Source organism: Streptomyces bluensis, assembly GCF_014650715.1.
GTDB classification, from domain to species: Bacteria; Actinomycetota; Actinomycetes; order Streptomycetales; family Streptomycetaceae; genus Streptomyces; species Streptomyces bluensis.
Genome location: NZ_BMVM01000009.1, coordinates 77,883 through 104,152, shown reverse-complemented (window position 1 = coordinate 104,152; position 26,270 = coordinate 77,883). Strand labels below are relative to the sequence as shown.

General features: G+C 70.7%; 28 protein-coding genes and 2 pseudogenes. 9 read left to right on the top strand and 21 right to left on the bottom strand.

Annotation, left to right across the window (positions count from 1 at the left end):
- Positions 1-75: 75 nt before the first annotated feature.
- Positions 76-1,056 carry an EamA family transporter gene (locus tag IE262_RS22390; protein ID WP_189875980.1) on the top strand — a complete coding sequence of 327 codons (981 nt, stop codon included), beginning with the start codon at positions 76-78 and terminating at the stop codon, positions 1,054-1,056.
- A gap of 6 nt (positions 1,057-1,062) precedes the next feature.
- Here IE262_RS22390 and IE262_RS22385 read toward each other — a convergent pair whose 3' ends face one another.
- From IE262_RS22385 to IE262_RS22370, 4 genes and pseudogenes are all read right to left on the bottom strand, one after another.
- Positions 1,063-1,953, bottom strand: coding sequence for an MHYT domain-containing protein (locus IE262_RS22385; protein ID WP_189875978.1), 891 nt, complete (start codon positions 1,951-1,953; stop codon positions 1,063-1,065).
- Positions 1,954-2,214: 261 nt separating this feature from the next.
- Positions 2,215-3,012 carry a sugar phosphate isomerase/epimerase family protein gene (locus IE262_RS22380; RefSeq protein ID WP_134042924.1) on the bottom strand — a complete coding sequence of 266 codons (798 nt, stop codon included), beginning with the start codon at positions 3,010-3,012 and terminating at the stop codon, positions 2,215-2,217.
- A gap of 130 nt (positions 3,013-3,142) precedes the next feature.
- Positions 3,143-4,081 (bottom strand): bifunctional helix-turn-helix transcriptional regulator/GNAT family N-acetyltransferase, encoded by a 939-nt coding sequence (locus tag IE262_RS22375; protein WP_189875975.1) that lies wholly within the window; start codon positions 4,079-4,081, stop codon positions 3,143-3,145.
- A 123-nt stretch (positions 4,082-4,204) separates the two neighbouring features.
- A pseudogene (locus tag IE262_RS22370) lies at positions 4,205-4,593 on the bottom strand (response regulator transcription factor); the annotation flags it as partial.
- Between IE262_RS22370 and IE262_RS22365 the strand changes: the two are divergent.
- A pseudogene (locus tag IE262_RS22365) lies at positions 4,592-4,900 on the top strand (polysaccharide deacetylase family protein); the annotation flags it as partial. The pseudogenes IE262_RS22370 and IE262_RS22365 sit on opposite strands and share 2 nt — an antisense overlap.
- A gap of 80 nt (positions 4,901-4,980) precedes the next feature.
- Here IE262_RS22365 and IE262_RS22360 read toward each other — a convergent pair.
- The 3 genes from IE262_RS22360 to IE262_RS22350 are packed head-to-tail and all read right to left on the bottom strand — an operon-like array spanning position 4,981 to position 8,179.
- Positions 4,981-5,853: a sugar phosphate isomerase/epimerase family protein gene (locus tag IE262_RS22360; protein ID WP_189875974.1), complete on the bottom strand. Its 873-nt coding sequence runs from the start codon at positions 5,851-5,853 to the stop codon at positions 4,981-4,983.
- Positions 5,854-5,861: 8 nt separating this feature from the next.
- Entirely contained in the window at positions 5,862-7,031 is a 1,170-nt protein-coding gene (locus IE262_RS22355; RefSeq protein WP_189875971.1) for a dihydrodipicolinate synthase family protein, read from the bottom strand.
- Positions 7,028-8,179 carry a Gfo/Idh/MocA family protein gene (locus tag IE262_RS22350; protein WP_134042912.1) on the bottom strand — a complete coding sequence of 384 codons (1,152 nt, stop codon included), beginning with the start codon at positions 8,177-8,179 and terminating at the stop codon, positions 7,028-7,030. Before IE262_RS22350 ends, IE262_RS22355 begins: the two co-directional genes overlap by 4 nt.
- A gap of 585 nt (positions 8,180-8,764) precedes the next feature.
- On the opposite strand from IE262_RS22350, the gene IE262_RS22345 reads away from it, so the two are divergent.
- Complete coding sequence (locus IE262_RS22345; RefSeq protein WP_134042909.1) at positions 8,765-9,805, top strand: LacI family DNA-binding transcriptional regulator; 1,041 nt, start codon at positions 8,765-8,767, stop codon at positions 9,803-9,805.
- 99 nt (positions 9,806-9,904) lie between these two features.
- On the opposite strand, the gene IE262_RS22340 is transcribed toward IE262_RS22345, so the two are convergent.
- The 6 genes from IE262_RS22340 to IE262_RS22315 form a co-directional block, all read right to left on the bottom strand.
- Positions 9,905-10,300 carry a DNA-binding protein gene (locus tag IE262_RS22340; protein WP_189875969.1) on the bottom strand — a complete coding sequence of 132 codons (396 nt, stop codon included), beginning with the start codon at positions 10,298-10,300 and terminating at the stop codon, positions 9,905-9,907.
- Entirely contained in the window at positions 10,297-10,572 is a 276-nt protein-coding gene (locus IE262_RS22335; protein WP_134042903.1) for a hypothetical protein, read from the bottom strand. The genes IE262_RS22340 and IE262_RS22335 overlap by 4 nt, the downstream gene beginning before the upstream one ends.
- 53 nt (positions 10,573-10,625) lie before the next feature.
- Positions 10,626-10,820 carry a ferredoxin gene (locus tag IE262_RS22330; RefSeq protein ID WP_134042900.1) on the bottom strand — a complete coding sequence of 65 codons (195 nt, stop codon included), beginning with the start codon at positions 10,818-10,820 and terminating at the stop codon, positions 10,626-10,628.
- A 65-nt stretch (positions 10,821-10,885) separates the two neighbouring features.
- Positions 10,886-12,127 (bottom strand): cytochrome P450, encoded by a 1,242-nt coding sequence (locus tag IE262_RS22325; RefSeq protein WP_134042897.1) that lies wholly within the window; start codon positions 12,125-12,127, stop codon positions 10,886-10,888.
- A gap of 110 nt (positions 12,128-12,237) precedes the next feature.
- The gene (locus IE262_RS22320; protein ID WP_189875967.1) at positions 12,238-12,471 is read right to left on the bottom strand and encodes a hypothetical protein; all 234 of its coding nucleotides are present in this window, start codon (positions 12,469-12,471) and stop codon (positions 12,238-12,240) included.
- Positions 12,472-12,593: 122 nt separating this feature from the next.
- Complete coding sequence (locus IE262_RS22315) at positions 12,594-13,205, bottom strand: TetR/AcrR family transcriptional regulator (protein ID WP_189875964.1); 612 nt, start codon at positions 13,203-13,205, stop codon at positions 12,594-12,596.
- 118 nt (positions 13,206-13,323) lie between these two features.
- On the opposite strand from IE262_RS22315, the gene IE262_RS22310 reads away from it, so the two are divergent.
- Together IE262_RS22310 and IE262_RS22305 are read left to right on the top strand one after the other, a co-directional pair.
- On the top strand, positions 13,324-13,749 hold the full coding sequence (locus IE262_RS22310; protein ID WP_189875962.1) for a nuclear transport factor 2 family protein: 426 nt from the start codon (positions 13,324-13,326) through the stop codon (positions 13,747-13,749).
- Complete coding sequence (locus tag IE262_RS22305; protein ID WP_189875960.1) at positions 13,746-14,615, top strand: NAD(P)H-binding protein; 870 nt, start codon at positions 13,746-13,748, stop codon at positions 14,613-14,615. The genes IE262_RS22310 and IE262_RS22305 overlap by 4 nt, the downstream gene beginning before the upstream one ends.
- A gap of 16 nt (positions 14,616-14,631) precedes the next feature.
- Here IE262_RS22305 and IE262_RS22300 read toward each other — a convergent pair whose 3' ends face one another.
- The 3 genes from IE262_RS22300 to IE262_RS22290 are packed head-to-tail and all read right to left on the bottom strand — an operon-like array spanning position 14,632 to position 16,803.
- The gene (locus IE262_RS22300; protein ID WP_189875958.1) at positions 14,632-15,798 is read right to left on the bottom strand and encodes a MalY/PatB family protein; all 1,167 of its coding nucleotides are present in this window, start codon (positions 15,796-15,798) and stop codon (positions 14,632-14,634) included.
- On the bottom strand, positions 15,782-15,967 hold the full coding sequence (locus tag IE262_RS22295; RefSeq protein ID WP_189875956.1) for a DUF397 domain-containing protein: 186 nt from the start codon (positions 15,965-15,967) through the stop codon (positions 15,782-15,784). Before IE262_RS22295 ends, IE262_RS22300 begins: the two co-directional genes overlap by 17 nt.
- Positions 15,964-16,803 (bottom strand): helix-turn-helix domain-containing protein, encoded by an 840-nt coding sequence (locus tag IE262_RS22290; RefSeq protein WP_229877392.1) that lies wholly within the window; start codon positions 16,801-16,803, stop codon positions 15,964-15,966. The genes IE262_RS22295 and IE262_RS22290 overlap by 4 nt, the downstream gene beginning before the upstream one ends.
- A gap of 160 nt (positions 16,804-16,963) precedes the next feature.
- Between IE262_RS22290 and IE262_RS22285 the strand changes: the two genes are divergently transcribed.
- The 4 genes from IE262_RS22285 to IE262_RS22270 all read left to right on the top strand — a co-directional run bounded on the left by IE262_RS22285 (position 16,964) and on the right by IE262_RS22270 (position 20,275).
- Positions 16,964-17,506 carry an ATP-binding protein gene (locus IE262_RS22285; RefSeq protein ID WP_189875952.1) on the top strand — a complete coding sequence of 181 codons (543 nt, stop codon included), beginning with the start codon at positions 16,964-16,966 and terminating at the stop codon, positions 17,504-17,506.
- 140 nt (positions 17,507-17,646) lie between these two features.
- The gene (locus tag IE262_RS22280; RefSeq protein WP_189876230.1) at positions 17,647-18,675 is read left to right on the top strand and encodes an ArsR/SmtB family transcription factor; all 1,029 of its coding nucleotides are present in this window, start codon (positions 17,647-17,649) and stop codon (positions 18,673-18,675) included.
- 112 nt (positions 18,676-18,787) lie between these two features.
- Entirely contained in the window at positions 18,788-19,288 is a 501-nt protein-coding gene (locus tag IE262_RS22275) for a hypothetical protein (protein WP_229877391.1), read from the top strand.
- Between the two features lie 105 nt (positions 19,289-19,393).
- Complete coding sequence (locus IE262_RS22270) at positions 19,394-20,275, top strand: hypothetical protein (protein WP_229877390.1); 882 nt, start codon at positions 19,394-19,396, stop codon at positions 20,273-20,275.
- A gap of 7 nt (positions 20,276-20,282) precedes the next feature.
- Here the strand turns inward: IE262_RS22270 and rbsD are convergent, their stop codons facing one another.
- From rbsD to IE262_RS22245, 5 genes are read right to left on the bottom strand one after another with little or no spacing between them, the layout of a single operon-like run.
- Entirely contained in the window at positions 20,283-20,672 is a 390-nt protein-coding gene (rbsD, locus tag IE262_RS22265) for a D-ribose pyranase (RefSeq protein ID WP_134042873.1), read from the bottom strand.
- On the bottom strand, positions 20,669-21,583 hold the full coding sequence (locus IE262_RS22260; RefSeq protein ID WP_134042870.1) for a ribokinase: 915 nt from the start codon (positions 21,581-21,583) through the stop codon (positions 20,669-20,671). The genes rbsD and IE262_RS22260 overlap by 4 nt, the downstream gene beginning before the upstream one ends.
- A 58-nt stretch (positions 21,584-21,641) precedes the next feature.
- Entirely contained in the window at positions 21,642-23,606 is a 1,965-nt protein-coding gene (locus IE262_RS22255; protein WP_189875950.1) for an ABC transporter permease/substrate-binding protein, read from the bottom strand.
- Positions 23,596-25,242, bottom strand: coding sequence for a sugar ABC transporter ATP-binding protein (locus IE262_RS22250; protein ID WP_229877389.1), 1,647 nt, complete (start codon positions 25,240-25,242; stop codon positions 23,596-23,598). Before IE262_RS22250 ends, IE262_RS22255 begins: the two co-directional genes overlap by 11 nt.
- On the bottom strand, positions 25,239-26,252 hold the full coding sequence (locus IE262_RS22245; protein ID WP_189875949.1) for a LacI family DNA-binding transcriptional regulator: 1,014 nt from the start codon (positions 26,250-26,252) through the stop codon (positions 25,239-25,241). The genes IE262_RS22250 and IE262_RS22245 overlap by 4 nt, the downstream gene beginning before the upstream one ends.
- Positions 26,253-26,270 lie beyond the last annotated feature (18 nt).

The window sequence follows — 26,270 nt, the reverse complement described above, 5'->3', positions numbered from 1 at the left end:
ACGTAAGCACTGCTTCATCCAAACATGCAGAAAACATCGCTGGTGCTGAACGGTCCGGGCCCCGATGCTCGAACCATGCGCCCCACCCACCTTTGTCTCGCCGTTCTCGTCGCCGCCGTCTGGGGCGTGAACTTCACCGTCATCGAGATCGGCCTCGGCCACTTCCCGCCCCTCCTCTTCTCGGCCCTGCGCTTCCTGGCGGCCGCCCTGCCCGCCGTCTTCTTCGTGGGGCGGCCCAAGGTCGCGTGGAAGTGGATCCTGGGGGTGGGCCTCGCGCTGGGGGTGGCCAAGTTCGGGTTGCTGTTCGTCGGCATGGACGCGGGTATGCCCGCCGGGCTGTCCTCGCTCGTCCTGCAGATCCAGGCGGTCTTCACGGCTCTCATCGCGTTCGCGGTCCTCGGTGAACGGCCCACGCGCATACGGCTCCTGGGCATGGCGGTCGCCCTGTGCGGGGTGGGCCTCGCCGCCGTGGACGAGGGGGCGGGCGGCCCGCTCGGCGCCTTCGCGCTCGTCATCGCGGCCGCGGTCTGCTGGGGAGTCTCCAACGTCCTCACCCGCAGGGCGTCCCCGCCCGACTCCCTGAACTTCATGGTGTGGGTCAGCACGGTGCCGGTCCTGCCCCTGCTGCTCCTGTCCCTCCTCACCGAGGGCCCCTCCGCCGACCTCGCCGCCCTGCGCGCGCTGGACTGGCAGGGTGCGGGAGTGATCCTGTACGTCGCCTGGGTCACCACGGTCTTCGGTTTCGGTGCCTGGGGCTGGCTGCTGCGCCGGCACCCGGCGTCGACGGTGGCCCCCTTCTCGCTCCTGGTACCGGTCTTCGGGATGTCCTCGGCGGCCCTGTTCCTCGGGGAGCCGGTCAGCGGACTGCGGTGGTGCGCGGCGGCCCTGCTCGTGGGCGGCGTGGCGCTGACCTCGCCAGTGCCCCAACAGGCACTGGCTCCGGCGTCGACGAAGGCTTCCAGGGCTTCCGTGCGGCCGGCGAAGGTCCATGCCCGTCTGCCGGGCGCCCCGGCACGGGACCGGGGGCAGCGCTGGACGGTGGGGCGGCGGGGGTGAGGGCGCTCACCACTTCTGGACGTGCTGCGCCCGCGACCTCTGCCAGTCCTTGGCGTGGCGGGCCGCCGGAGGCGGCGGCTCGAAGAGGGACTCGGCGCGCGGCGCGGTACGCGAGGCTTGGCGGGGTATGGCGCCCAGTCGCCGTCCGGAGCGGTCCGTCTCCACGTCGCCCAGCAGCAGCGGATCGAACATCACCACCACCCCGGCCAGGACCAGGAAGACGACCGGACCGATGAGCATGGGCAGCAGGAGCGAGGTGGGCGACTGACCCGTCCACATGTCGCCGGGCGTGGTGTGCAGTTGCACGCTCACGGCGGCTATCCCCGTGTAGTGCATGCCCGACACGGCGAGCCCCATGATCAGGCTGGCTCCCAGGCTGGGCAGGAACCCGTGGATCGAGACGGCCGCCCACAGCGCGCTGGTCGCCGCGACGACGGCGATCAGCACCGAGAGCGCGACGGTGAACGTGTCGTACCGGATGGTGCCGTTCATGTGCATGGCCGCCATGCCCAGGTAGTGCATGGCGGCGACACCGAGGCCGGTGACGGTCCCCGCGATGCCCAGCGTGCGCCTGTCGACCCCGCGGTATCCGACCGCGAACACGCCGATGCCGACGACGGTGATCGCCACGGCGAGGCTCAGCACCGTCAGCCCCACGTCGTAGCGGATCTGGGTCTCCTCGACCCGGAAGCCGATCATGGCGATGAAGTGCATGGTCCAGATGCCGCACCCGATCGACGTCGCGCCGAGCGCCAGCCAGCCGGGCTTCCAGGACTGCTCGTTGAACACGGACCGGACTACGCAGCGTAGCCCCAGGGCGCCGCCCAGGCAGGCCATGATGTACGCCGCCAGCGGGGTGACCGCACCGTAACTGAAGGCGTCAATTGTGCCTTGCATATGCCAACTCTCCCCGGGATATGACCAGTTGGGGGAGGGTCTCCCGCGACGGGAGGGCTTTGCAATCCCTTACCGCAGGTAGCCGAACAGCTTTGTACTGTCGGGTAGGGGGCCGATATTGAATCCGGTCAGTAATGGACACGATTCAGTCGAGTTCGTGGTTTCCCTTGCGGCGCCGACTCAGATGTCACTCGGGTGCCACTCGGGTGCCACTCGGGCCTGCCAGTCACGCTCAGCTCAGGTCAGTCCCCTGGCCCCCCGTCACGCCGCGTCGTTCAGGAGACGGCCCAGGTGCTCCCGGCCCGCCCGCAGCAGTCCGGGCAGCGGCGCGATCCCCTCGTACCAGCGCTTCTCGTACTCCCAGCACAGCCAGCCGTCCCAGCCCTCCCGGGTGAGCAGGTCCACGCACTCGGTGAGCGGCAGCACGCCCGCGCCGAGCGGCAGCGGAGTGGTGTCGTCGGCCGAGGCGATGTCCTTGACCTGCACGTACCCCAGGAACGGAGACAGCGCCGCGTACGACGCCGCCGGCTCCTCGCCGCCCAGCCAGGTGTGCATGACGTCCCAGAGCGCGCCGACCTGGCGGTGGCCGACCAGCCCGAGCACGCGGGTCACGTCGGCGCCGGTCCGGTGTGAGTCATGGGTCTCCAGCAGGATGCGCACGCCCGCGTCGGTGGCGTACTCGGCCGCCACGCCGAGCCGCCGGGCCGCCGCCGCGTCCGCCTCCCGGACGTCCTGCTCACCGCCTCCGGGGAAGACACGGACGAACGGGGCGCCCAGGTCCCGTGCCAGGTCGAGCAGCGCGCGCAGTTCGGCGAGTACGGGGTCGTCGTCCCCCGGCGCCGCCACGCGCGCGTACCCCGCCAGGCCCAGGATCTCCACGCCCGCCGCCTTGAATCCGGCGGCGATGTCGGCCCGTTCGGCGGCCCCGAGTCCGGGGTGCACCGGCTCGTCGGGGTGTGTGCGCAGCTCGACGCCGTGGTAGCCGTGCTCGACGGCCAGCCACTGCACGTCGGTCGGTGGGAGACCGGGGACGCCGAGGGTGGAGAAGGCCAGTTTCACCGTGACTCCTTTTCGTGGTCCGGTTTTCGTGGTCCGGCCGGGGGTCGGTGCTTCCGTCTCAGTCCTACTCTCACTCAGTCTCAGTCCGAGTGTCCCTCGGGACGCACGGCATAACGGGGGACGATCCTCATCACTCGTCCGCACCGTGGAGATCCAGTCGCCAGTCCTGGCCCACGAGGTCCACGCCGAAGGAGTGGTGGGGCTTCTCGGCGACGAGCGTGAAGCCGTGGTGCTGGTAGATCCTGCGCGCCGAGGCGAGGCAGTCGTTCGTCCAGAGCACCATCTCGCGGTAGCCGGCCTCACGCGCGAACTCGACACAGGCCCGCACCAGCCGGTTGCCGATCCCCAGCCCCCGCGCGTCGGGCTCGACCAGCAGCAGCCGCAGCCGGGCCGCACCCGGCGGGTCGTTGTCGTCCCGTACGCACATCACACCCCCGACCGGCCGCCCGTCCAGCTCCGCGATCCACACCCGCTCCCGGTCCGGGTCGTGGTCCTCGGCGAAGTCCGCGACGATCCTCGCGACCAGGCCCTCGTAGTCCGCGTCGAAGCCGTACTCCGCCGCGTAGACGGCGGCGTTGCGCTGCACGATCCAGCCCAGGTCGCCGGGGGCGGGCCCACGCAGGACCACATCCTCGGGACGGGGTTCCCGGCCGTCGGCCAGGACCGTCCGGATCGTGCGCATGGCCTCGGCGAGCCGCGGCCGGTCCGCCGCCGGGACCCGGGCCAGCAGCGAGCTCACCGAGTCGTTGGACCGCTCGTTCAGCAGATCGGCCGTCTCGCGCCCGCGTGCGGTCAGCGTGACCCGGCGGCGACGCGGATCACGCGTCGACCGTGACCGCTCGACCAGCCCGTCCTCCTCGAACTTGCTCAGCAGCCGGCTCAAGTACCCCGAGTCCAGCGACAGTTCGGTCCGCAGGTCCGCCGCGTCCGTCCGCGAGGAGTGCGCCAGCTCCCACAGCACGCGCGCCTCGGTGAGGGTGTACGGCGCGTAGAGGTGGCGGCCGTAGTCCAGCGCGCCGATGACGTTCGTGTAGAAGCGGTTGAACGAGCGGATGTCCTGCACGGTCATGATCGTCGCCCCCGTCCGTTACGGGCCCGAGCCCGATAGTTGACTCAGTCAGAGATGTGTGTGGGGTGAGCGTACGACCGCGCCCCCTCGGGCGTCCAGGGACACGGACGGGTGACGGCCCTGTCAGACGAGGCCCGCCCGGTACACCAGAAGCGCGATCTGGACCCGGTTGTTGAGGTCGAGCTTGGTCAGGATGTGGGAGACGTGCGCCTTCACCGTGGGCAGGCTCATATAGCAGGTCTCGGCGATCTCCGCGTTGGTCCTGCCCTCGGCGACGGCGAGGGCCACTTCCCGCTCCCGGGGGCCCAGTTGGTTCAGCATCGCCTCGGCCTTCGCACGTTCCTCGCCGGGGGACGGTGCCGGGTCGCCCGCGCCGCCGGTGACGGTGACGGCGTCGATCAGTTGCGCAGGGCCTGCAGAACGTAGCTGTCCGTGGTGAACGTGGTCAGGATCAGCACCTCCGGCGGCCGGGGCTGCCGCCGGAGCGCCGCGGTGGCCGCGAGACCGTCGATGCGCCCGCCGCGGGGACGGACCGACGACGACGTCTCCGCCGTGATGAGGAGACTCGGCCTGGCCCAGGTCCTGTGGAGCGTCACGGCCAAGGACTACGCCACGACGGACACCACCCTGATCACCCGCCGGGTACTGGACCAGACCCGCCGTGACGGCATCATCCTGCTGCACGAGCGCTACAAGGGCACCATTCCCGCCGTGCCGGACGTCATCGACACCCTCCGGCAGCGCGGCTACACCTTCGTGACGGTCTCGCAGCTCCTGGCTCCGGCCACGCCGGAACCCGGGGCCGTGTACCGCCCCTGACCAGCGGCTACGAGGGGCAGCCTGCCCTGCGTGGTGGTGAGGGCAGGCTGCCGTGCCGTCCTTGTCGTCACACGGCGCCCCTACGCCGCGTGCTCCACGAACCGTGCCGCCGTCTCCGCCAGCACCTCACGGCCGTCCCGGGCCCACAGCCCGTCGTTGAACAGCTCGACCTCGATGGGGCCGGTGTAGCCGGCGGCCTCGACGTACCCCTTCCACTCCCGCATGTCGATCGCGCCGTCACCGATCTGACCGCGCCCGGTCAGCACGCCCTCGGGCAGCGGGGTCGTCCAGTCGGCGAGCTGGAAGGTGTGGATGCGGCCACCCGCACCCGCGCGGGCGATCTGCGCGGGTGCCGTGTCGTCCCACCAGATGTGGTACGTGTCCACGGTCACACCCACCTGGTCCGCGGGGAAGCGCTCCGCGAGGTCCAGGGCCTGGGCCAGGGTGGACACCACGCAGCGGTCCGAGGCGTACATCGGGTGGAGGGGCTCGATGGCCAGCCGTACGCCACGGGCGGCGGCGTACGGACCCAGCTCGGCCAGCGCGTCCGCGATGCGCTCGCGGGCGCCGTGCAGGTCCTTCGAACCGGCCGGGAGGCCCCCGGAGACCAGCACCAGAGTGTCCGTGCCGAGGGTGGCCGCCTCGTCGACGGCCCGCCGGTTGTCGTCCAGGGCCTTCGCCCGCTCCCCGGGGTCGATCGCCGTGAAGAAGCCACCCCGGCACAGTGTGGTGACCGCCAGGCCCGCGTCGCGGACCAGCTTGGCCGACGCCTCCAGGCCGTACGACTGGACCGGCTCCCGCCACAGGCCGACACCCGGAACGCCCAACTCGACGCACGCGCCGACCAGTTCGGGCAGGGACAACTGCTTCACCGTCATCTGGTTGATGGAGAAGCGCGACAGATCACCGATCGAGCGGGACAGATCACCAACCGTGCCAACTCGGCTGTTCATCGGGCTGCTCACTGGGCCACCCCGTACACCGCCAGCAGGTTCTTCATCCGCGCCTCCGCCAGCGCCGGGTCCGGGAACAGGCCCAGGCCGTCCGCCAGCTCGTACGCCCGCGCGAAGTGCGGGAGCGAGCGGGCCGACTGCAGGCCGCCGACCATCGTGAAGTGCGCCTGGTGCCCCGCCAGCCAGGCGAGGAAGACGACCCCCGTCTTGTAGAAGCGGGTGGGCGCCTGGAAGAGATGGCGGGACAGTTCGACCGTGGGGTCCAGCAGCTCGCGGAAGCCCTTCACGTCACCCGTGTCCAGCACGCGGACCGCCTCGGCCGCCAGCGGGCCCAGCGGGTCGAAGATGCCGAGCAGGGCGTGGCTGAAGCCCTGGTCGTCGCCCGCGATCAGCTCGGGGTAGTGGAAGTCGTCGCCCGTGTAGCAGCGGACGCCGTCGGGCAGGCGGCGGCGCAGATCGATCTCCCGCTGGGCGTCCAGGAGGGAGACCTTGATGCCGTCCACCTTGTCCGGGTGCGCCGCGATCACGTCCAGGAAGGTGTCCGTGGCCGCGTCCAGGTCCGACGATCCCCAGTAGCCCTCCAGCGCCGGGTCGAACATCGGGCCGAGCCAGTGCAGGATGACCGGCTCGGCGGACTGGCGCAGCAGATGACCGTAGATCTCCAGGTAGTCCTCGGGGCCCGAGGCGGCCGCGGCCAGCGCACGGGAGGCCATCAGGATCGCCTGGGCACCCGACTCCTCGACGACGGCCAGCTGCTCCTCGTACGCCTTGCGGATCTCCTCCAACGAGCCGGGGGCGATCAGGGAGCCGGCGGTGATCTGGTCGGTCCCGACCCCGCACGCGATCCGGCCGCCGACCGCCTTCGCCTCGGCGGCGCTGCGGCGGATCAGCTCCGCCGCGCCCGCCCAGTCCAGGCCCATCCCGCGCTGGGCGGTGTCCATGGCCTCGGCGACGCCCAGCCCGTGCGACCACAGATGGCGGCGGAAGGCGAGGGTGGCGTCCCAGTCGACGGCGGCGGGCGAGTCGGGGGACACGTCGGCGTACGGATCGGCGACCACGTGCGCCGCCGAAAAGACCGTACGGGAGGTGAAGGGCGCGCCCGTGGTGAGGGCGAGGGGCTGAGTGCGGGGAGTGTAGGCGCGCGACTCCCCGCCCGCACCCGGTAGTTGGATCGTCACAGCTGGATCTCCGGTACGTCGATACGGCGGCCCTCCGACGAGGACTTCAGGCCCAGCTCGGCGAGCTGCACGCCACGGGCACCGGCCAGCAGGTCCCAGTGGTAGTCGGCGTCGGCGTAGACGTGCTTGAGGAACAGCTCCCACTGGGCCTTGAAGCCGTTGTCGAACTCCTCGTTGTCCGGGACCTCCTGCCACTGGTCGCGGAAGGAGTAGGTGGCCGGGATGTCCGGGTTCCACACGGGCTTGGGTGTGGCGCTGCGGTGCTGGACGCGGCAGTTGCGCAGCCCGGCGACCGCCGAGCCCTCCGTGCCGTCCACCTGGAACTCGACCAGCTCGTCACGGTTGACGCGCACCGCCCAGGAGGAGTTGATCTGGGCGACGGCGCCGCCGTCCAGCTCGAAGATGCCGTACGCGGCGTCGTCGGCCGTGGCGTCGTACGGCTTGTCCTGCTCGTCCCAGCGCTGCGGGATGTGGGTGGCGGTGAGCGCCTGGACGGACGTGACCCGGCCGAAGAGCTCGTGGAGGACGTACTCCCAGTGCGGGAACATGTCGACGACGATGCCGCCGCCGTCCTCCGCGCGGTAGTTCCAGGAGGGGCGCTGGGCGGGCTGCCAGTCGCCCTCGAAGACCCAGTAGCCGAACTCGCCGCGCACGGAGAGGATGCGGCCGAAGAAGCCGCCGTCGATCAGCCGCTTGAGCTTGAGCAGGCCGGGGAGGAACAGCTTGTCCTGGACCACACCGTGCTTGATGCCGGCCGCGTTCGCGAGCCGGGCCAGCTCCAGGGCGCCCTCCAGGCCCGTCGCGGTCGGCTTCTCGGTGTAGATGTGCTTGCCGGCGGCGATCGCCTTCTTGATCGCCTCCTCGCGGGCCGAGGTGACCTGGGCGTCGAAGTAGAGGTCCACGGTCTCGTCGGCGAGGACCGCGTCCACGTCGGTCGACCAGTGCTCCAGGTCGTGCTGCTCCGCGAGCGCCCTGAGGGCGTGTTCGCGGCGGCCGACGAGGACCGGTTCGGGCCACAGCAGGGTGCCGTCGCCCAGGTCGAGACCGCCCTCCTCGCGGATGGCGAGGATGGACCGGACGAGGTGCTGGCGGTAGCCCATGCGCCCGGTCACGCCGTTCATGGCGATACGCACCGTCTTGCGTGTCACGTCATTCCCTTCGTACGCGCGTGCGCCGCGTACGCCCCCGTCGGCCGGTTCGTCGATGAGGGTGACAGCAAGCGCTTTCTATGTGATGAGACGCTAGCCTCTGTGCGGCGGATCGGACAAGACCGCGCGGGCGAGAGTCGCGCGGTTTCGTGCACGACTTTCCCGTGAGGGTTTCTGAAGGTGTCTGAGGGCTGTCTGAGGATGTCCGTGAGGCTTCTGTTCGGTTGCCGCAGGGCATCAGCCCATCGGCCGGAGGTGCGGGCGGTACGGCAACGGTGTCCGGCGGCCGGTACGGCAACGGTGTCCGGCCGAGGCGCTCCACGGCAACCGCGACGGCCGCACGGGGCGTCTGTACCGCTGCGCCGGGCGCCTGTAGCGGCGGGCGAGGGCGGGTGCGAGTGCGACGGCGAGACGACGAGTCGAAGAGACAAACGGACGACGGACGACGGACGACCGACACGGTGACGAGCAGGCGTGACGAGCAGATGTGACGAGTAGACGTGACGAGCAGACGTGACGAGCAGACGTGACCAAGAGACGTGAGAACTGGACGTGGGCGAGGACCGGACCGGAGGACGAGGAACGATGACTGTGACCCTGGCGGACGTGGCGGCCCGCGCGCAGGTGTCGCCCGCGACCGTCTCCCGGGTGCTGAACGGGAACTATCCGGTGGCCGCGTCCACCCGTGAGCGGGTACTGCGGGCCGTGGACGAGTTGGACTACGTCCTGAACGGCCCCGCGAGCGCGCTGGCGGCCGCCACCTCGGACCTGGTCGGCATCCTGGTGAACGACATCGCCGACCCCTTCTTCGGCATCATGGCGAGCGCCATCCAGTCGGAGATCGGCGGGCCTGGCGGCCGTGCGGGCGGCGAGCGGCTGGCCGTGGTGTGCAACACGGGCGGCTCCCCCGAGCGCGAACTGACCTACCTCACGCTCCTCCAGCGCCAGCGCGCCGCCGCGGTCGTCCTCACCGGGGGCGCGGTCGAGGACGCCGCGCATGTGGCCGCCGTCGACAACAAGCTGCGCAAACTGGCGGACGCGGGCACCCGGGTCGTCCTGTGCGGACGTCCGCCCTCGCCCGACGCGATCGCGCTCACCTTCGACAACCGCGGTGGCGGCCGGCAGCTCACCGAGCACCTCATCGGCCTCGGCCATCGTCGCCTCGGCTACATCGCCGGTCCCGAGGAGCGCACGACCACCCGCCACCGGCTGGAGGGCCACCGCGACGCGCTGGCCGCCCACGGCATCGAGGACGACCCGAAGCGCACGGTGTGGGGCCGCTACGACCGCCGCGCCGGGTACGACGCCACCCTTGAACTCCTGCGCCGCGACCCGTCGTTGACGGCGGTGGTGGCCGCCAACGACACGGTAGCGCTGGGCGCCTGCGCGGCACTCCGTGACGCGGACCTGCGCATCCCCGACGACGTCTCGGTGGCCGGCTTCGACGACCTCCCCTTCAGTATCGACGCGGTACCGGCCCTGACGACGGTCCACCTGCCCCTCTCGGACGCGGGCGCGCGGGCGGGCCGCATCGCGATGGGCCGCGAGGACCCGCCACCGGGCGGGATCGCCACGGTGCGCGGGGAGTTGATGGTGCGGGGCTCGACGGGGGCGCCGCGGGAGTGACCCGGGTGTGCGGCGGCCCGGCGGGGGCCCCGGGAGCCCCCGAAGGGCCGGGGGTCGTCGGCCGGGCGCACCCGTGCCCTGCTCGCCGAGCGCTTCTGCTCAGACCTGCCTGACCTCGATGTTCTTGCCGCAGAGCGGTGCGAGGCCGTCGAGATCGGAAGTGAGGACGGTGACGGGGGGCTGTGCGGTACGGGCGGTGGCGGCGATGATCGCGTCCAGTGCGTACTTGTGTCCGCCGGTCCTGCCGCTCTCCTTCATCCGTGCGACGGCTTCCTTGGCGGTGTCCTTGGTCACCGGCTCCACCACGAGCTGGGAAAGCGCCCAGTTCAGGCGGGCGGTGTGCATGCCCTGTGGGTCGGCTTCGACGATCGCGACCGCACTGGTGATCACACGGACGTCTCGCCTGCGGGCTGCGGCGAGCCTGGCGGTCATGGTGCGGTCGGCACGAAGGTAGAGAGACAGGGCCTGACTGTCGAGGACCCAGGTGCCGCTCAAGCCGCCTCCCGGTTGTCCTTGGTATCGCCGAACATCTCGCGTTCGGCTGCGTCAATCTCCTCCTGGGTGAGAGGGCCGTGGAGTTCTTCGTTCGCAGCGATCAGCTCGTCGAGTTGGTCGCGCTCGATCTGGCGTTGGATGGCGGCTTCGACGTAGGCGGAGAGGCCACGTTTGCCGACGCGGGTGCGGACAGCCGCGATGGTGCCTTCATGGACGGATACCGACACGGTCTTCGTGGGGCCCTCGCCGGGGCTGTAGCTGGGATCGCTCACGCACCCACTCTAACAAAACTTCTATGAGAACCTGCCGCGCGGCGGGGTGGCCGTCACTCCTGCTCCAGCCGGATCGCCGCGGCCGGGCAGACGGCTGCCGCTTCCCGGACATCGTCGTGGTGCTCGGCGGTGGGGCGCTCGTCGAGCAGGAGGACGATGCCGTCGTCGTCCTGGTCGAAGACCGCGGGTGCCATCAGAACGCACTGCCCGGATGCGACGCACTTGGGCTGGTCGACTTCCACGCGCATGGGGTTTCTCGATTCCCTTCGTGAGGGGAGGTATGGGCGTTGTTCGTGAGCGGGACGGTGGAGCGCTACCAGGTGACGGGGAGTTCGTACACGCCGTAGACGAAGCCGTCGTGCTTGAACTCCAGGTGGTCGACGTCGGTGGCCAGGGCCAGGGTGGGGATGCGGGAGTACAGGGTGTTGTAGACGACCTGGAGTTCCACGCGGGCCAGCGGCTGGCCGAGGCACTGGTGCACGCCGTACCCGAAGGCGACGTGGCGCCGGGCGTCGCGGGTGATGTCGAGCTGGTCGGGTGCGGGGAAGGCTTTCGGGTCCCGGTTGGCGATGTCGTTGGCGAAAACGACGCCGTCGCCGGCGCGGATGACCTCGCCGCCGATCTCGATGTCCTCCAGCGCCACGCGGCGCCGACCGGAGTGCGTGATGTTCAGGTAGCGCAGCAGCTCCTCCACTGCCCCGGCGACCGTCTTGGGGTCCTCGGCGTCGCGGATCAGGGCGAGTTGGTCCGGGTGCTGGAGCAGGGCCAGGGTGCCCAGCGCGATCATGTTCGCGGTGGTCTCGTGACCGGCCCCGAGCAGCAGGACGCCCATCTCGGCGGCCTCCCGCCGGGTCATCTCGCCGGTGGCCACCCGTTCCGTGGCGAGCACGGAGAGCAGGTCGTCCTGGGGGTGGGCCCGTTTGGCGGCCAGGAGGTCGTCCAGGTAGTCGGTGAGCGTGGTGAGGGCCGCCAGGACCTGCTCGGGTGTCGACGTACGGCGAACGACGACTTTGGTGTTGCGCTGGAAGAGGTCGTGGTCCTCGTAGGGCACGCCCAGCAGTGCGCAGATGACCAGGCTGGGAACCGGCAGCGCGAACGCCTCGACCAGATCGACCGGTTTCGGCCCGGCGAGCATCTCGTCGATCAGGTCGTCGACGATCTTCTGGATCGACGGCCGCAGCGCCTCCATCTTCTTGATCGCGAAGGGTGCCGTCACCATCCGGCGCAGGCGGGCGTGGTCCGGGTCGTCCATGGTGATGAACGTGCGGCGGGCCTGATCGCCCGCTTTGGTGCCGGCTGTGCGGTGCGGATAGCCGGGGCGTGTGGCGTCGGAGCTGATGCGCGGGTCGCCCAGCAGGCTCCGCAGATGGTCGTAGCCGGTGATCAGCCACGGGGTGCTGCCATCCCAGATCCGCACCTTGGCCAGGGGCTTGTCGGACTGCAGGGCATGCAGTGCCGGCGGCGGGTCGAAGGGGCAGCCGGCGGCCCGGGGGCTCGGGTGGTGAGGAAGGCCGACTGCCGCGCCCGCTTGTGCCTCGGTTTGTGCCTCGGTCATGCGTGCCTCCGTGGGGGAGAGGGGGATGAGACCGTCACCGTCCTCACTTTCCTCACAAGGTTAGGCGACTGAGGCAACCATATTCCTGGAGTGCGACCGCTCGTACCGCGCTATTTGGTCATGGCGAGATCAAGGAGGTCGTCCGCCATCTCCTCCAGCCCCCGCCGACTGGCCGCGAACGGCATCGCCATGACCATGGCCGCGATCCCGTGCAAGGAGAACCACACCAGCTCGGCCACACGCTCATCGTCCGCCGTCCCGATGCGGTCAGCACCCGCGGTGGCGGCCAGGGTAATTGGCAGATCTGAGCCACTCGTGCCCCCGTCCTCCATGGTCATGGCCATCGAGGCTGTCCTAAATCTGCCAATGGCGCCCCCTGCGGTCTCGACGGCCGTCAGTGGCAAAGCGCCGGCGGCCCGCTCGGCGTCCTCGATCAGCCCTCGATCAGTCCTCGATCAGCCCTCGATCAGCCCTCGGCGGTCGATCCCCGTGGTGGGCGGGAGTCCACGACTCGGGTGACGAAGGCCGCCAGCTGGGCCCGAATTCTCTCGCGCGGCACGCCCTCCTCTCCGGCCCGGCGTTCGACGAGGTCGGCCCGGACGGCGGCGAGCAGGGCATGGGCGGTGAATTCGCTGTCCGCCGCCAGGTCGGGGATCTGCTCCAGTACGGCCTGGAGCAGGCGGTGCCACCGCTCGTAGTGCTCCGCCTGGTACGGGCTGGTGCTTCCGCTCTCCTCCAGGGCCAGCGCGAGACCGCGGTTGTCGAGTTTGAAGCACAGGAGGGCGTCGAGCAGGGCGGGTACGCGCTGATGCGGTGGGGAGCCGGGCCCCAGGGGCGGCGGGCCCGCCTCGACGGCCTCTCTGACCGGTTCGAGCCGTGCCTCGTGCAGCGCGCGGAGCAGCCCGCCGCGGTCGCCGAAGGCGCGGAAGAGCGTTCCCTTGCCGACGCCCGCCGCCGCCGCGACGTCGGCCATGGTGATGTCCTCGGGACTCTCGCTGCGGGCGAAGAGTGCGTCGGCGGCCGCGAGGACGGCCTCCCGGTTGCGGGCGGCGTCCTTGCGGGGTTTGCGCTCGGGCACGCGGTTCCTCCAGTCCTCCGTTTGCAAAGCGGACCCCGGGTCCGTATCGTCGAAACGGACTCACGGTCCGGATTCTATGGGATGACGAGACCACGCGATGACGAGACGGAGGACACCCATGTCCGCACCCACCTCACCGGCGGATGTGTACCGCCACAGCCTGCGCCTGCTGCTGGACAAGGACATTCCCGCATGGGTCGGCCTGTGGGCCGAGGACGGCCTCATGGAGTTCCCCTTCGCCCCCGACGGCTGGCCCCGGCGCCTGGAGGGCAAGGAGGCCATCGCCGCCTACATGCGCCCGTACCCGGACCACATCGACCTGCACGACTTCCCTGACCTGCGGATCCACCCGACCACCGATCCGGAGACCATCGTGGTCGAGATGCGCGGCGTCGGCCGCCTGGTGCAGACCGACAGCCCCTTCGACATGACGTACATCGCCGTCGTGACCGTCCAGGACGGGCTCATCACCTCCTACCGCGACTACTGGAACCCGCTCGCCGTCCTCGAACCCGGCACCGACTTCACCGGGAGCACCCGTTGACCACCACCAGTACCTCCGCCAGCACCACCGGCACCCCCGGCACCACACTGGTCATCGGCGCCACTGGCACCACCGGCAGCCGCACCGCCGCGCGGCTGACCGCCGCCGGCTACCGCGTCAAGGCCGCCAGCCGTCACGCCACGCCCGTCCCCGGCGCGCAGCCGGTCCGCTTCGACTGGTACGACGCCGCCACCCATGCCGCCGCCCTCGACGGAGCCGACCGCGTCTACCTCATACCGCCCCTGGGCGACCCCGACCCGGCGGCGGTCATGCTGCCCTTCCTCCGGCAGGCCCGCACCGTCGGCGTCCACCGCGCGGTGCTGCTCAGCTCCTCGGCCATCCCCGAGGGCGGCCCGGCCGTGGGAACGGTGCACCGGGCCCTGCCCGGCCTGTTCGACCAGTGGGCGGTACTGCGGCCCTCCTGGTTCATGCAGAACTTCACCGGCACGCACGCGCACGCGGTGAGCATCCGTGAGGACGGCATCATCGCGACCGCCACCGGGACCGGCCGGGTCGGCTTCGTCGACGCCGAGGACATCGCGGCCGTCGCCGTCCACGCGCTGACCGACGAGCACGCCCCCAACACCGATCTCGTCCTCACCGGGCCGGAGGCGCTCAGCTACGACGACATCGCCACGATCACCACCGAGGTCACCGGCCGGCCCGTGGCCCACCGCCCGCTGTCCTACGAGCAGATGCGCGACCGGCTCGCGGCGCTGATGCCGCTGGAGTTCGCCTCCATGCTGGCCGGCCTGGACCGTGCCATCGCCGAGGGGGCGGAGGACCGCGTCACCGACACCGTCCAACGCCTCACCGGCCGCCCCGCGCGCACTTTCCGCGCCCTCCTGGAACGGCAACGTCCCTGACCAGGAGCGCTCCTGATCAGGAGGCGGCCCTGAGCGCGGCAGCCATCCGCCGTACCGCCTCCGTGATCAGCTCCGGCGAGGTGGCCAGGTTCAGGCGGACGAAGCCCGCGCCGCCGGTCCCGAAGTCCGTCCCGGAGCTGAGGGCCACACGGCCGCGTTCGAGGAAGACCGCGGCCGGGTCGTCGCCGAGGCCCAGCTCCCGGCAGTCCAGCCACGCCAGGTAGGTGGCCTGCGCGGGGGCGTAACGGACGGCGGGCAGGTGCTCGGCCAGCAGCTCCGCCAGGAGACGGCGGTTCTCGTCGAGCCCGGACAGTACGGCGTCGAGCCAGTCGCCGCCCTCCCGCAGGGCTGCCGTGTGGGCGATCACCCCGACATGGCTCGGGCCGTGGCCGACCTCCTCGGGCAGCCGGGCGAGGTCGTCAGCAGCGTCAGGTCCGGCGATGGCCAGGGCGGCCTTGAGTCCGGCCAGGTTCCACGCCTTGGACGCCGACATCACGGACAGGCCGCTCTCCCCGCCGGGGACACTCAGATACGGCACGAAGGACGCGCCGGCGGCCACGATCGGGGCGTGGATCTCGTCCGCCACGACACGCACCCCGTACGTCCGCGCCAGCCGCGCGACCCGCGTCAGCTCGTCGGCGGTGTGCACGGTTCCGGTCGGGTTGTGAGGGCTGCACAACAGATACACGGGCTGGTCCGCCTGCTCAGCCACCTCCCTGAACGCGCTCTCCAGGACGGCGAAGTCGATCCGGCCGTCCACACCCAGCGGAGCCTCCACGACCGGCCGCCCCATATTGCCGACGAACTGGTAGAACGGCGGGTACACAGGGGAGTTGACGACCACGGGGTCCCCGGGGCCGGAGACCAGCTTGAGCATCTCGACGATGCCCAGCATCACATCGGGCACGATCGCCGTACGCTCCGCGGCCGGCCCGTCCCAGCCCCACCGCTCCCGGGCGAACCCGGCCAGCGCCTCGGCGTACGCCGTCCCGGCCGGATAGCCCGTGTCCCCGAGCGCCACCGCCTCACCGATCGCCCGCACCACCGGCTCGGCCAGCGGCACGTCCATCTCGGCCACCCAGAGCGGCAGTACGTCCTCGGGGTACGTCCGCCACTTCATGCTCGTACGGCGTCGCAGCTCCTCCAGGGAGAGCTGGCTCAGCGGATCAGCTTCGCGAGGCATAGGCGAGGAAGTCGGCCCAAGCGGTGGGGGAGAGGGTGAGGTGGGGGGCTTGGGGGTTCTTGGAGTCGCGGACGTGGACGGTGTCGGGGGTGGTGGCTATTTCGACGCAGTCGCCAGAACCGCTGCTGCTGTAGCTGGACTTGAACCAAGTCAGTTCGCTGGTGCTCATAGCGCTCCTCGCATCCGCTGCAACAGGCCCACGGAGTCTTCGGGGGTGAGAGCCTGTGAACGCATCCTGGCATATCGCCCTTGAAGCACACTTACGATCTTGCGATCAGAGATCAACTGGCCGCTCTCGGGTGCCTCTGTATAAGCGAACCACTCGTTGTCCTGAGTTTCCAGCAACTGCATGGAGCCGTGCAGTCCAGCATGCGATTCTCGCACCAGCGGCATGATCTGGATCTCGATGTTCCGCAACTCGGCGAGTTCCAGCATGTGATCGATCAGCTCCCGTGTGACGTCGACCCCGCCGGTGCGCCGAAGGAAGAGCTGCTCTTCGAGGATGAAGCTGAACTCGGTGTGTGGGCGTTCTCGCAGCAGCCGCTGACGCATTGCACGCGCTTCCCACTGGGCCTCGATCTGTTCGTCGACCAGTGGGGGCAGCTCGTCGGCGAACAACTGCCGTGCGTACGCCTCTGTCTGCAACAGCCCAGGAACGAGGCGGCACTCATACGTGTAGAGCTTGATCGCCACCGACTCCAACCGCGCCCACTGCCGAAACCAAGCCGCCAACCCAGGCTGTCGCACAAGCTTCCCCGCCGCCTTCCGCAGCGCACCCGTGTTCCCCAACGCCTCGTCCGCCCGTTCCACGAACGTCACGTCGGGCATGCGTCTCCCCAACTCCACGGAGGCCACCGTGTGCTTGGAGAAGCGGACCAGGTCGCCGAACTCCTCCCGGCTCAGCCCCGCATGCTCCCGCAACCCCTGGATCACCGCCCCGAACGTCCGCAGACTGTCCGACGACTCCGGCTCCCCGCCGCCCGTCCCCACCGTGCTGTCGACCACCGTCGGCCACCTCCCACGCACCTGCCTCGCTGCACCACACCCAACAACGGCCATGATTACGCACAGTCACGAGTACTGTCCAGTGAGTTACCGCGTACATCACGCAGCGTACGCCGCGTCGACCTGGCGAATTCCCCCTCTCAGCCGCCAGATTGGCCGCATGACAGCACCACCCGCCCCCCAACGCCCGGTCACCGTACGTGTGTTCACCCAGCGTTTCAGCTCGACCCCACTGGGCGCCCGACTGGCCCGTCACCTCACCCTCAACCAGCTCCAGGCCTGGGGCATCCCGTACGGCTCGGACGTCTCGGAGACGGCCGCGGCGGTCGTCGCCGAACTGGCGGCCAACGCGGTGACCCACGGCCGCGTACCGGGCCGGGACTTCGAGCTGCGGCTCACTCTGGCCGCCGACTCCCTGCGCGTCGAGGTGACGGACACACGAGCCGAACGGCTCCCGCCCGCCCCCGGTGACGTACGCCCCGCGCACCCCCTAGACGAGTCCGGACGCGGACTGCTCCTCGTCGACGCGCTCGCCGACCGCTGGCAGGTGCTGGACCGAGACCCGCCGGGCAAGACCGTACGCGCCGAGATCGACCTGCCGCTCAAAAACTCCCAAGGCTCCGTGCAACCGTTCCGGCACCTGGCGGGTCGTACTTGGCATCAGGACCACTCGGGGGGATCTGGGGGATCGCGGGGGTTCTGACAGGGGGAAGCCGAGGGCCCGGTCCATGGACGGGGCCCTCGGAGCATGTGGGCCAAGATGCGTTGCCGCTGGCCGTGCTGCCCTCTGTGGCGGCCGCGCCCCACACTGCTCCCCGGTGCGGTACGACCGTAGGGGGTTTGGTGCTGCGCATCCACTTCACGTCCGAGGACTTCCCACGTATCCGACTGGCCAGGAACCCAGATCCCCTGTGGGAGATCGTGTGCAGCCTGCACCGGCTTCAGACCACACGGGGGCGATGGGCCCACGCCGACTGGTATCGCACCACCCGTGACACCCTCGCCGGTACACCGCTCGGTGCGTTGGCGCGCCGACTGCTTGTTCCGATCATTCCGCGGGCACGCTACTTTCCGGACTTCCTGACCCCACATGAGTCCGCGGATGGACTGACCGCGGCGCTCAAGGCGATCGTCGAAACCCCACCCACCCGGGTCGCCCACGAGGTGAACACGATGAAGCGGGTCTGCGGTGCTCCCGACTGGGCCCCGACTCTGGTGGAGCGGTCGGCGCGCGAGGAGGTCGTCAAAGCGCTCCGCACGTATCACGACGCCGTCATCGCACCCCACCACGACCGGATCTGGGCGAGCATCGCCAGCGAGCGTGCCCTCCGCGGCCGCGAGGCCATGGACACGGGCATCGACGGACTGCTCGCCGGCCTGACGCCCGCCATGCGCTGGAGGCCGCCGGTCCTCCACGTCGACTACGTGGAGGACCGCGATCTGTATCTCGCCGGACGCGGACTGCGCCTCGTCCCCTCCTACTTCTGCTGGCAGAGGCCGATCTCCCTGGCCGACGACACCCTTCACCCGGTGCTCGTCTATCCCGTGAACGGCTGCGAGCCCCCGGCGCCCCAGCGTTCCCCCGACGCCTCCCTCGCCGCCCTGCTGGGCCGAACCCGCGCTGCGGCCCTGCACGCAGTCGCCCTGGGAGCGACCACGTCGGAACTGGCCCGGACTCTGGGCGTCTCCGCCGCCACTGCCACCCACCACACCACGGTGCTGCGCGACGCGGGCCTGGTCATGAGCCGACGTTCGAACAACACCGTGCTGCACACACTCACTCCGCTCGGGGCGTCATTACTCCGTCCCGCACGTCGGCCCGGAGCAGCCGCACCGGCAACGCTCGCCGAGCTCCAGCCGACCGCCCCATAGAGCGTCTCCCTGAATCGTCCTGGTCCAAGAGCCGCACGAACACCTCCCGGAGTAACGGCCTCCGCCGTTCCGGCTGGCACTTTCAACGCTGGTCGAAGGACCTGGAACGAGCATGGCCACGTCTGCGAGCGTTTCCAGCGAAGCACGGCCGGACGAGGCAGGCAGCACCTGCCCGTACTACGACCCAAGTGGGGAAGCCATGAAGAAGACCGTCGTCGCCGGCGCCGTGGCGCTCGCCTCCGCCGCGACCTGCCTGGTCGCGTTCGCTCCCGCGGCCTCCGCCGCACCGCAGGCCTGCGTGGCCCAGGGCCTGACTACCGGGACCTACGAAGGTGTGGGCACGACCCGCACCAAGTCCTCCTCCAGCAGTTGCGGTGACCTCAACCTCACCTACTCCAACGACTCGACCTCCACCTACGACTACTACGCGGGCCGCCTCCGCCGTTCCAACGGCACCTGGTTCACCTGTGCCAAGGGCTACGTCTACGCGGCGGACGGAAGCCACAGCATCAACGACTCCAAGTACTGGCTGTGCACGGACGTCGATGGGGGAACCCCCTTCACGGTGGCGAGCTTCATCGACAGCGGCGACTCCGTCACCATCACTCACTGACCCGGACTCTGTGTTCCGGCCGGGGCTGCCGTCGTCCGCCGACATGCCCCGGCCACCCAGAAGAAAGGCGTGGTCAGCGTGAGAGGACGAAAAGGAGTGGTCCGGATGCGCCGTCCAGAGATCATGTCCCGGCGCGCGGCACATATCACTTCCGCGGCCATGGCCGCGGCCCTGCTCGCCGCGTGCTCGCCTACCCCCGGCTCGTCGGACACGGCAGACGCGTCCCCCGCGCCCGCGACCCCGGCCCGCCTCACCCGAACCCTGCCGGACGACCCGGCCCGCATGCTCTTCCCCGTGACTGGTGCCGAGTCCCGCTGGACACAGGGGCTGGACATTTTCGGACAGCAAGTGTCCCGCGCCGCCGCGGCCTCCTGTGCGCGTGACCGGGGGATCGCCCTCCCCGAGCAGGTTCCCCTGGCGTTCATCCGCTTCTCCGATGTCCCCGACCTGGACTTCATCGCCCGGCACGGTTTCGGTCAGAGCGCCGAGGTTCCCGCTCCCGAGGCGACCCATGCCGTGGCCCGTCCTGGCAGGCCCGCCGCGGTCCGCGGCTGCCGGGCTGAGGGCGAGGCTGCCGTCAAGGCACTGCGCGAGCCCTACGCCGAACTCCAGGGGCAGTGGTTCGGACGGCTCGCCTCCGTGCGCCGCGACCCGGTGACGGCCCGCGCGCTGCGCACCCTGCCCGACTGCTTCGCCGAACACGGCGTCCAGGCCCGTGATGAGAACGGTTTCTTCTCCCGCGTCGACGCCCGCCTCAACTCCGCTGCGCCCGCCGACCTGCCACGCGTCGATCGTGAACTCGGCCGTGCCTACGCCACCTGCATGCGCCCCGTCGAAGCAGTCCGCGAACGCGCCCGCCTCCGCCTGCGGACCCGCTTCCTCGCCGAGAACACCGACGACGTCCGCGAGCTGCGCGAGACCCTCGTCCCGTCGCTCCGCCGTGCCGAGAAGGAGCACGGTGTCCACCTCGCCTTCCCAGCACCCTGACGACGGGTCAGAAGAACACCCCGCACCTCAGCAGCACATTCGCGTACGGTCGTGCCTCCCCGGTCCGTACGATCAGCCGGGCGTCCGCCGACAGGGCCTTGAGTTGCTCGTGGGAGACCAACTCCAGCTCGGTGAAGCGGGCCTGGAGCAGGGCGCTCGCCTCCGGGTTCGCCGTGCGGACCTCGTGTGCGGCGGTCGCGCCTTCGATCACGAGCTCGTCGAGCAGGCCGTCCAGCACCTCGGCGAAGGACGGCACTCCGGCCCGGAAGGCGAGGTCCACCACGCGGGGGCCGACGGGGATGGGCATGCCCGCGTCGCAGATCAGCACCCCGTGCCCGTGGCCGAGTTCGGCGAGGGCGCCCGACAGGTGGCGGTTCAGTATTCCGGTCCGCTTCACCGGGACTCACCTCGCAGGGACGCGACCTCCTCCGCGGTCGGGAAGGACACCTGGGCGCCCGCCTTCGTGACGGCGGCCGCGCCGACGCGGGCCGCGTACGCGGCGGCCTCGGCCAACTCCGCACCCGTACCCAGCTTCCAGGCGAGCGCCGCGGTGAACGCGTCCCCCGCACCCGTCGTGTCCACGGCCTCCACCTTCACCGACGGCACACGCACGCTGCCCTCGGCGGACGCCACCAGCGCGCCCTCCGCGCCCAGCGTCACGACCACCGACCGCGGCCCGAGCGCCAGCAGGGCCCGTGCCCAGTCCTCGGGTGAGCCCGTCAGGTCGCCGCCGGCGATGACCCGCGCCTCGTGCTCGTTGACGATGAGCGGGTCGCAGGCGGCGAGCAGCTCGTCGGGCAGCGGGCGGGGCGGGGACGGGTTGAGGACGAAGCGGGTGCCGTCCGGAAGGTTCCGTGCCACCTCCACGACCGTCTCCAGGGGGATCTCCAGCTGGGCCGAGACCACCGAGGAGGCGTGCAGCAGGCTCAGCGCCGAACGGATGTCCTCCGGGGCCAGCCGCCCGTTCGCACCCGGTGACACCACGATGCTGTTGTCCCCGGACGGGTCCACCGTGATCAGCGCGACCCCGGTGGGCGCCCCACCGACCAGCACGCCCACGGTGTCGACGCCCGCGTCCCGCTGCGAGTCCAGCAGCAGCCGCCCGTGCGCGTCGTCGCCGACCCGCGCCAGCAGGGCCGTACGGGCTCCGAGCCGGGCGGCGGCCACCGCCTGGTTGGCGCCCTTGCCGCCCGGGTGGAGGGCCAGGTCGGAGCCGAGCACCGTCTCGCCGGCCCCCGGCCGCCGCTCGACACCCACCACCAGGTCGGCGTTGGCCGATCCCACGACCAGGAGGTCGTAGTCGTACATGAACTGTCTCCCTTTACAGATGAGTCCTGAGCACGCGAGCCGCCTCAGCCGTCAACCGTCAGCCGCTGAACTCGTCCACGTTCTCCGCCGTGACCACCTTCACCGGCACCTTCACCGTCTTCTCGACCTTCTCGCCCTCCGCGGCCTTGAGGGCGTTCTGGACCGCTATTCGGCCGAGTTCGGTCGGCTGCTGGGCGACGGAGGCGTACAGGGCGCCGTCCTTGACCGCCTTCAGACCGTCCGGGGTGCCGTCGAAGCCGATGACGGCGACGGACTTGCCGGCCTTGGAGCCGAGGGCCTTGATCGCGCCGAGGGCCATCTCGTCGTTCTCGGCGAAGACGCCGTCGACGTCCGGGTGGGCCTGGAGCAGGTTGGTCATGACGTCGAGGCCCTTGGTGCGGTCGAAGTCGGCGGGCTGCCGGGCCACGACCTCGATACCGGGGTAGGCCTTGAGGCCCTCCGCGAAGCCCGCGCCGCGCTCACGGCTCGCGGACGTGCCGGCCAGTCCTTGCAGGATCACGATCTTTCCCTTGCCGCCCAGCTTCTCGGCCAGGGCCTTGGCGCCCAGCTTGCCGCCCTCGACGTTGTCGGAGGCGACGAGCGCGGCCGTGTTCGCCTTGTTGACGCCCCGGTCGACGCCGACGACGGGGATCGCGGCCTTGTTCGCGGCACGTACCGAGGGGCCAGCCGCGTCCGAGTCCACCGGGTTGACGATGATCGAGCCGACGCCCTCGCTGGTGAAGTTCTGCAGCTGGTTGGCCTGCTGCGAGGCGTCGTTCTGCGCGTCGGTGACGGTCAGGTCGGCGCCCAGCTTCCTGGCCTCCTCCTGCGCGCCCTTCCTGATCTGCACGAAGAAGGGGTTGTTGAGGGTGGAGAGGGACAGCCCGACCTTCTGGTTCGCCGACGAGGACGAGCCGCTGTTGACGAACGACATCGCGCCCACGACCGCCGCGACCACCACGGCCGCCAGCGCCAGCTTCAGCGGACTCCTCCCGCCCGAGAGCACCGAGCCTCCGACTCCGCCCGTACCGGCCGCGGCCCCGGGCGAACCGGCCTTCCTGCGCAGCGTGTCCAGCAGCACCGCCAGCGCGATCACGACACCGATGACGACCTGCTGCCAGAACGCCGACACCGACAGCAGGTTGAGGCCGTTGCGCAGCACCGCCAGGATCAGCGCGCCGATCAGCGTGCCGGACGCCTTGCCCGTACCGCCGGCCAGTGAGGCACCGCCGATGACGACCGCGGCGATCGCGTCCAGCTCGTAGCCCTGCGCGGCCTGCGGCTGCGCGGAGGACAGGCGGGAGGCGAGGACGATGCCCGCGGCGGCGGCGAAGAGACCGGACAGCGCGTAGATGACGAGCTTCTGCTTCTTCACGCGCAGACCGGACAGACGGGCGGCCTCCTCGTTGCCGCCGATCGCGTACATGGCGCGGCCGATGTACGTACGGCCCAGGATCACGGCCGTGACCAGCCCCATGACGATCATCACGAGCACGGGCACCGGCAGCCAGCCGCCGAGCGTGTCACCGAGGTGCGAGACCGAGTCGGGGAACGCGATCGGGCTGCCCTGCGAGATCACCAGGGACAGGCCGCGGCCCACCGACAGCATGGCCAGCGTGGCGATGAACGGCGGGAGTTTCCCGTACGAGACGAGGACGCCGTTGACGAGGCCGCAGGCGATGCCCGTGGCGACCGCGAGGATCACGGCGATCCAGACCGGTATGCCCTGAGATGTCGCGCTCCATGCCAGCACCGTGGCGGACAGGGCGGCGACCGAGCCGACCGAGAGGTCGATGCCCGCCGACACGATCACGAAGGTGACGCCGAAGGCGAGAATGGCGGTCACGGCCGCCTGGACGCCGATGTTGAGCAGGTTGTCCGTCGTCAGGAAGTCGCCCGACAGGGCCGACATCGCGACGACGAGGAGGATCAGCGCGGTGAGCGCGCCGTTGTCGAGGAGCAGGCGGCGAAGCCCCTGGGCGCCACTCGCGCCCGCCTGGCTCTTGAGCGTGTCAGTGGCCACGGGGGGCCTCCACTTCGGTCTGGTCGGTCTTTTCAGTAGCGGATTCGGATGCGGAGGTGGGTGTGCCGACGGCGAGGGCCATGACCGCGTCCTGGGTGGCCTCGGCGGCGGGGAGTTCGCCCGCGATACGGCCCTGGGCCATCACCAGGACCCGGTCGCTCATGCCGAGCACCTCCGGCAGATCACTGGAGATCATCAGGACGGCGGCTCCGGCGGCCGTCAGCTCGTTGATGAGCTGGTAGATCTCGACCTTGGCGCCGACGTCGATGCCGCGTGTGGGCTCGTCGAGGATGAGCACCTTGGTGTCGGCGAGCAGCCACTTGCCGATGACGACCTTCTGCTGGTTGCCGCCGGAGAGGGTGCGCACATGCTGGTGGAGCCCGGCCATGCGCACACCGAGCTGCTCGGCGATCCGGGCGGCCGCCTCGTGCTGCCCCTTGAGGTCGACGAAGCCGCCCCTGGTCGCGCCGCGCAGGGTGACCAGGCCCAGGTTCTCCGCCACGGAGGCGTCCAGGACGAGGCCCTGGCCCTTGCGGTCCTCGGGGACGAGCCCGATCCCGGCCCGCATGGCGGCGTTCACGTCGTGGCGGCGCAGTTCGGCGCCCGCGACCTTGACGAGGCCCTTGTCGTAGGGGTCGGCGCCGAACACCGCCCGTACGACTTCCGTACGGCCGGCCCCGACGAGGCCCGCGACGCCGACGACCTCGCCGGCCCGCACCTCGAAGCTGACGTCGTGGAAGACGCCGTCCCTGGTGAGTCCTTCGACCTTCAGCAGTGCCTCGGTGTGCGGCGCCCCGCTGCCCAGTGCCCCGCTGCCCAGTGCCTCGCCGGTGCCGGGCCGTTCGCGCGGGTACTGCGCCTCGATGGAGCGGCCCACCATGAGCCTGACGAGCTCGTCCTCGGGTGTGGACGCGGGGACCCGGCCGACGCTCCTGCCGTCCCGGATGACCGTGACCCGGTCTCCCAGGGCGGCGATCTCCTCCAGGTGGTGGGTGATGAAGACGATCCCGACGCCGTCCTCGCGCAGCCTGCGCACGATCGCGAAGAGCTTGTCCACCTCCTCGGAGGTGAGCACGGCGGTCGGCTCGTCCATGATCAGCACGCTGGCGTTCAGGCTCAGCGCCTTCGCGATCTCGACCATCTGGAGGCGGGCGATGCCGAGTTCACGCACGCGCGCGTGTGGAGACACGTTGACTCCGACGCGCTCCAGGAGTGCGGCCGCGTCGGCCTCCATCCTCTTCCGGTCGATCAGCCCGAAGCGGCGCGGCTGCCGCCCCAGGAAGATGTTCTCGGCGACCGTCAGATCGGGAACCAGGTTGAACTCCTGGTAGATCGTGGCGATCCCGAGGCGTTCGGAGTCCTGCGCGCCATGGATGCGCACCTCCTCGCCGCCCACCACGATGCGCCCGGCATCGGGGCGGTAGGCGCCGGACAGCATCTTGATGAGGGTGCTCTTGCCCGCGCCGTTCTCGCCGAGCAGCACGTGCACCTCGCCGCGGCGCAGATCGAAGTCGACGCCGTCGAGCGCGACCACGCCGGGGAAGGTCTTCCGTATGCCTTCGATGCGCAGCAGTTCGTTGCGCGGCAGTTCATCGCGCTGTGGTTCGTTGCGCGGCACCTCGTCCGGGTTGCTCACGGCTTGCTCCTTTCGGGGGCGGGCTCGCCGCAGGAGCGGCGTACGACGAGACGGGCGGGGAGGGTGACGGACTTCGGGGCGCGGCCCTCGATACGGTCGACGAGGGCGCGTACGGCGGCCCGGCCCAGCTCGCGTGTCGGCTGGGCGACCGCGGTGATCGGCGGATCGGTGTGCACGAACCACGGGATGTCGTCGAACGCGGCCAGCCCGATGTCCTCGGGAATCCGCAGCCCACGCGCGCGGACGGCGTCCAGCACGCCGAGCGCCATCAGGTTGTCGGCGGCGAAGACGACCTCGGGCGGCTCGGGCAGGTCCAGGAACCGCTCGGTGGCCCGCCGGCCGCTCTCGGCCTGGAAGTCGCCCTGGCCTATGTGGTCGTCGGGCAGCTCCAGGTCGTACGCGCGCAGGGCCTCCCTGAAGGCCTCGACGCGTTCCCGGCCGGTCGTGGTCGCGGCGGGGCCCGTGATGATGGCGAGCCTGCGGTGGCCGAGCCCGTGCAGATGGGCGACGAGGTCCCGTACGGCCTCCCGCCCGTCCGCCCGGACGACCGGCACGTCCGTGCCGGCGATCCACCGGTCCACGAACACCATCGGCGTCCCGGCCCGCACGGCGTCCAGCATCAGCGGGGAGCCGCCGTCGGCGGGGGAGACCAGGAGCCCGTCGATCCGGCGGTCCCGGAGGGTACGTATGTGGTGGTCCTGGAGGTCGGGCCGCTCGTCGGCGTTGCCGAAGATGACGCTGTAGCCGAGGGCGCGGGCCTCCTCCTCGACGGCGCGGGCCAGTTCCGTGAAGTAGGGGTTCATCACGTCGCTGATGACCAGGCCGAGGGTGTGGGTCTGGTCGGTGCGCAGGGAGCGGGCGACGGCGTTCGGGCGGTAGCCCAGGGCCTCGACGGCGGCCAGCACGCGCGTGCGTGCCTCCGGGCTGACCGACGGGTGGTCGTTCAGGACGCGCGAGACCGTAGCGGCGGACACTCCCGCCTCGGCGGCGACGTCCTTGATGCTCGCCATCGTCGCTCCACCTCCTCG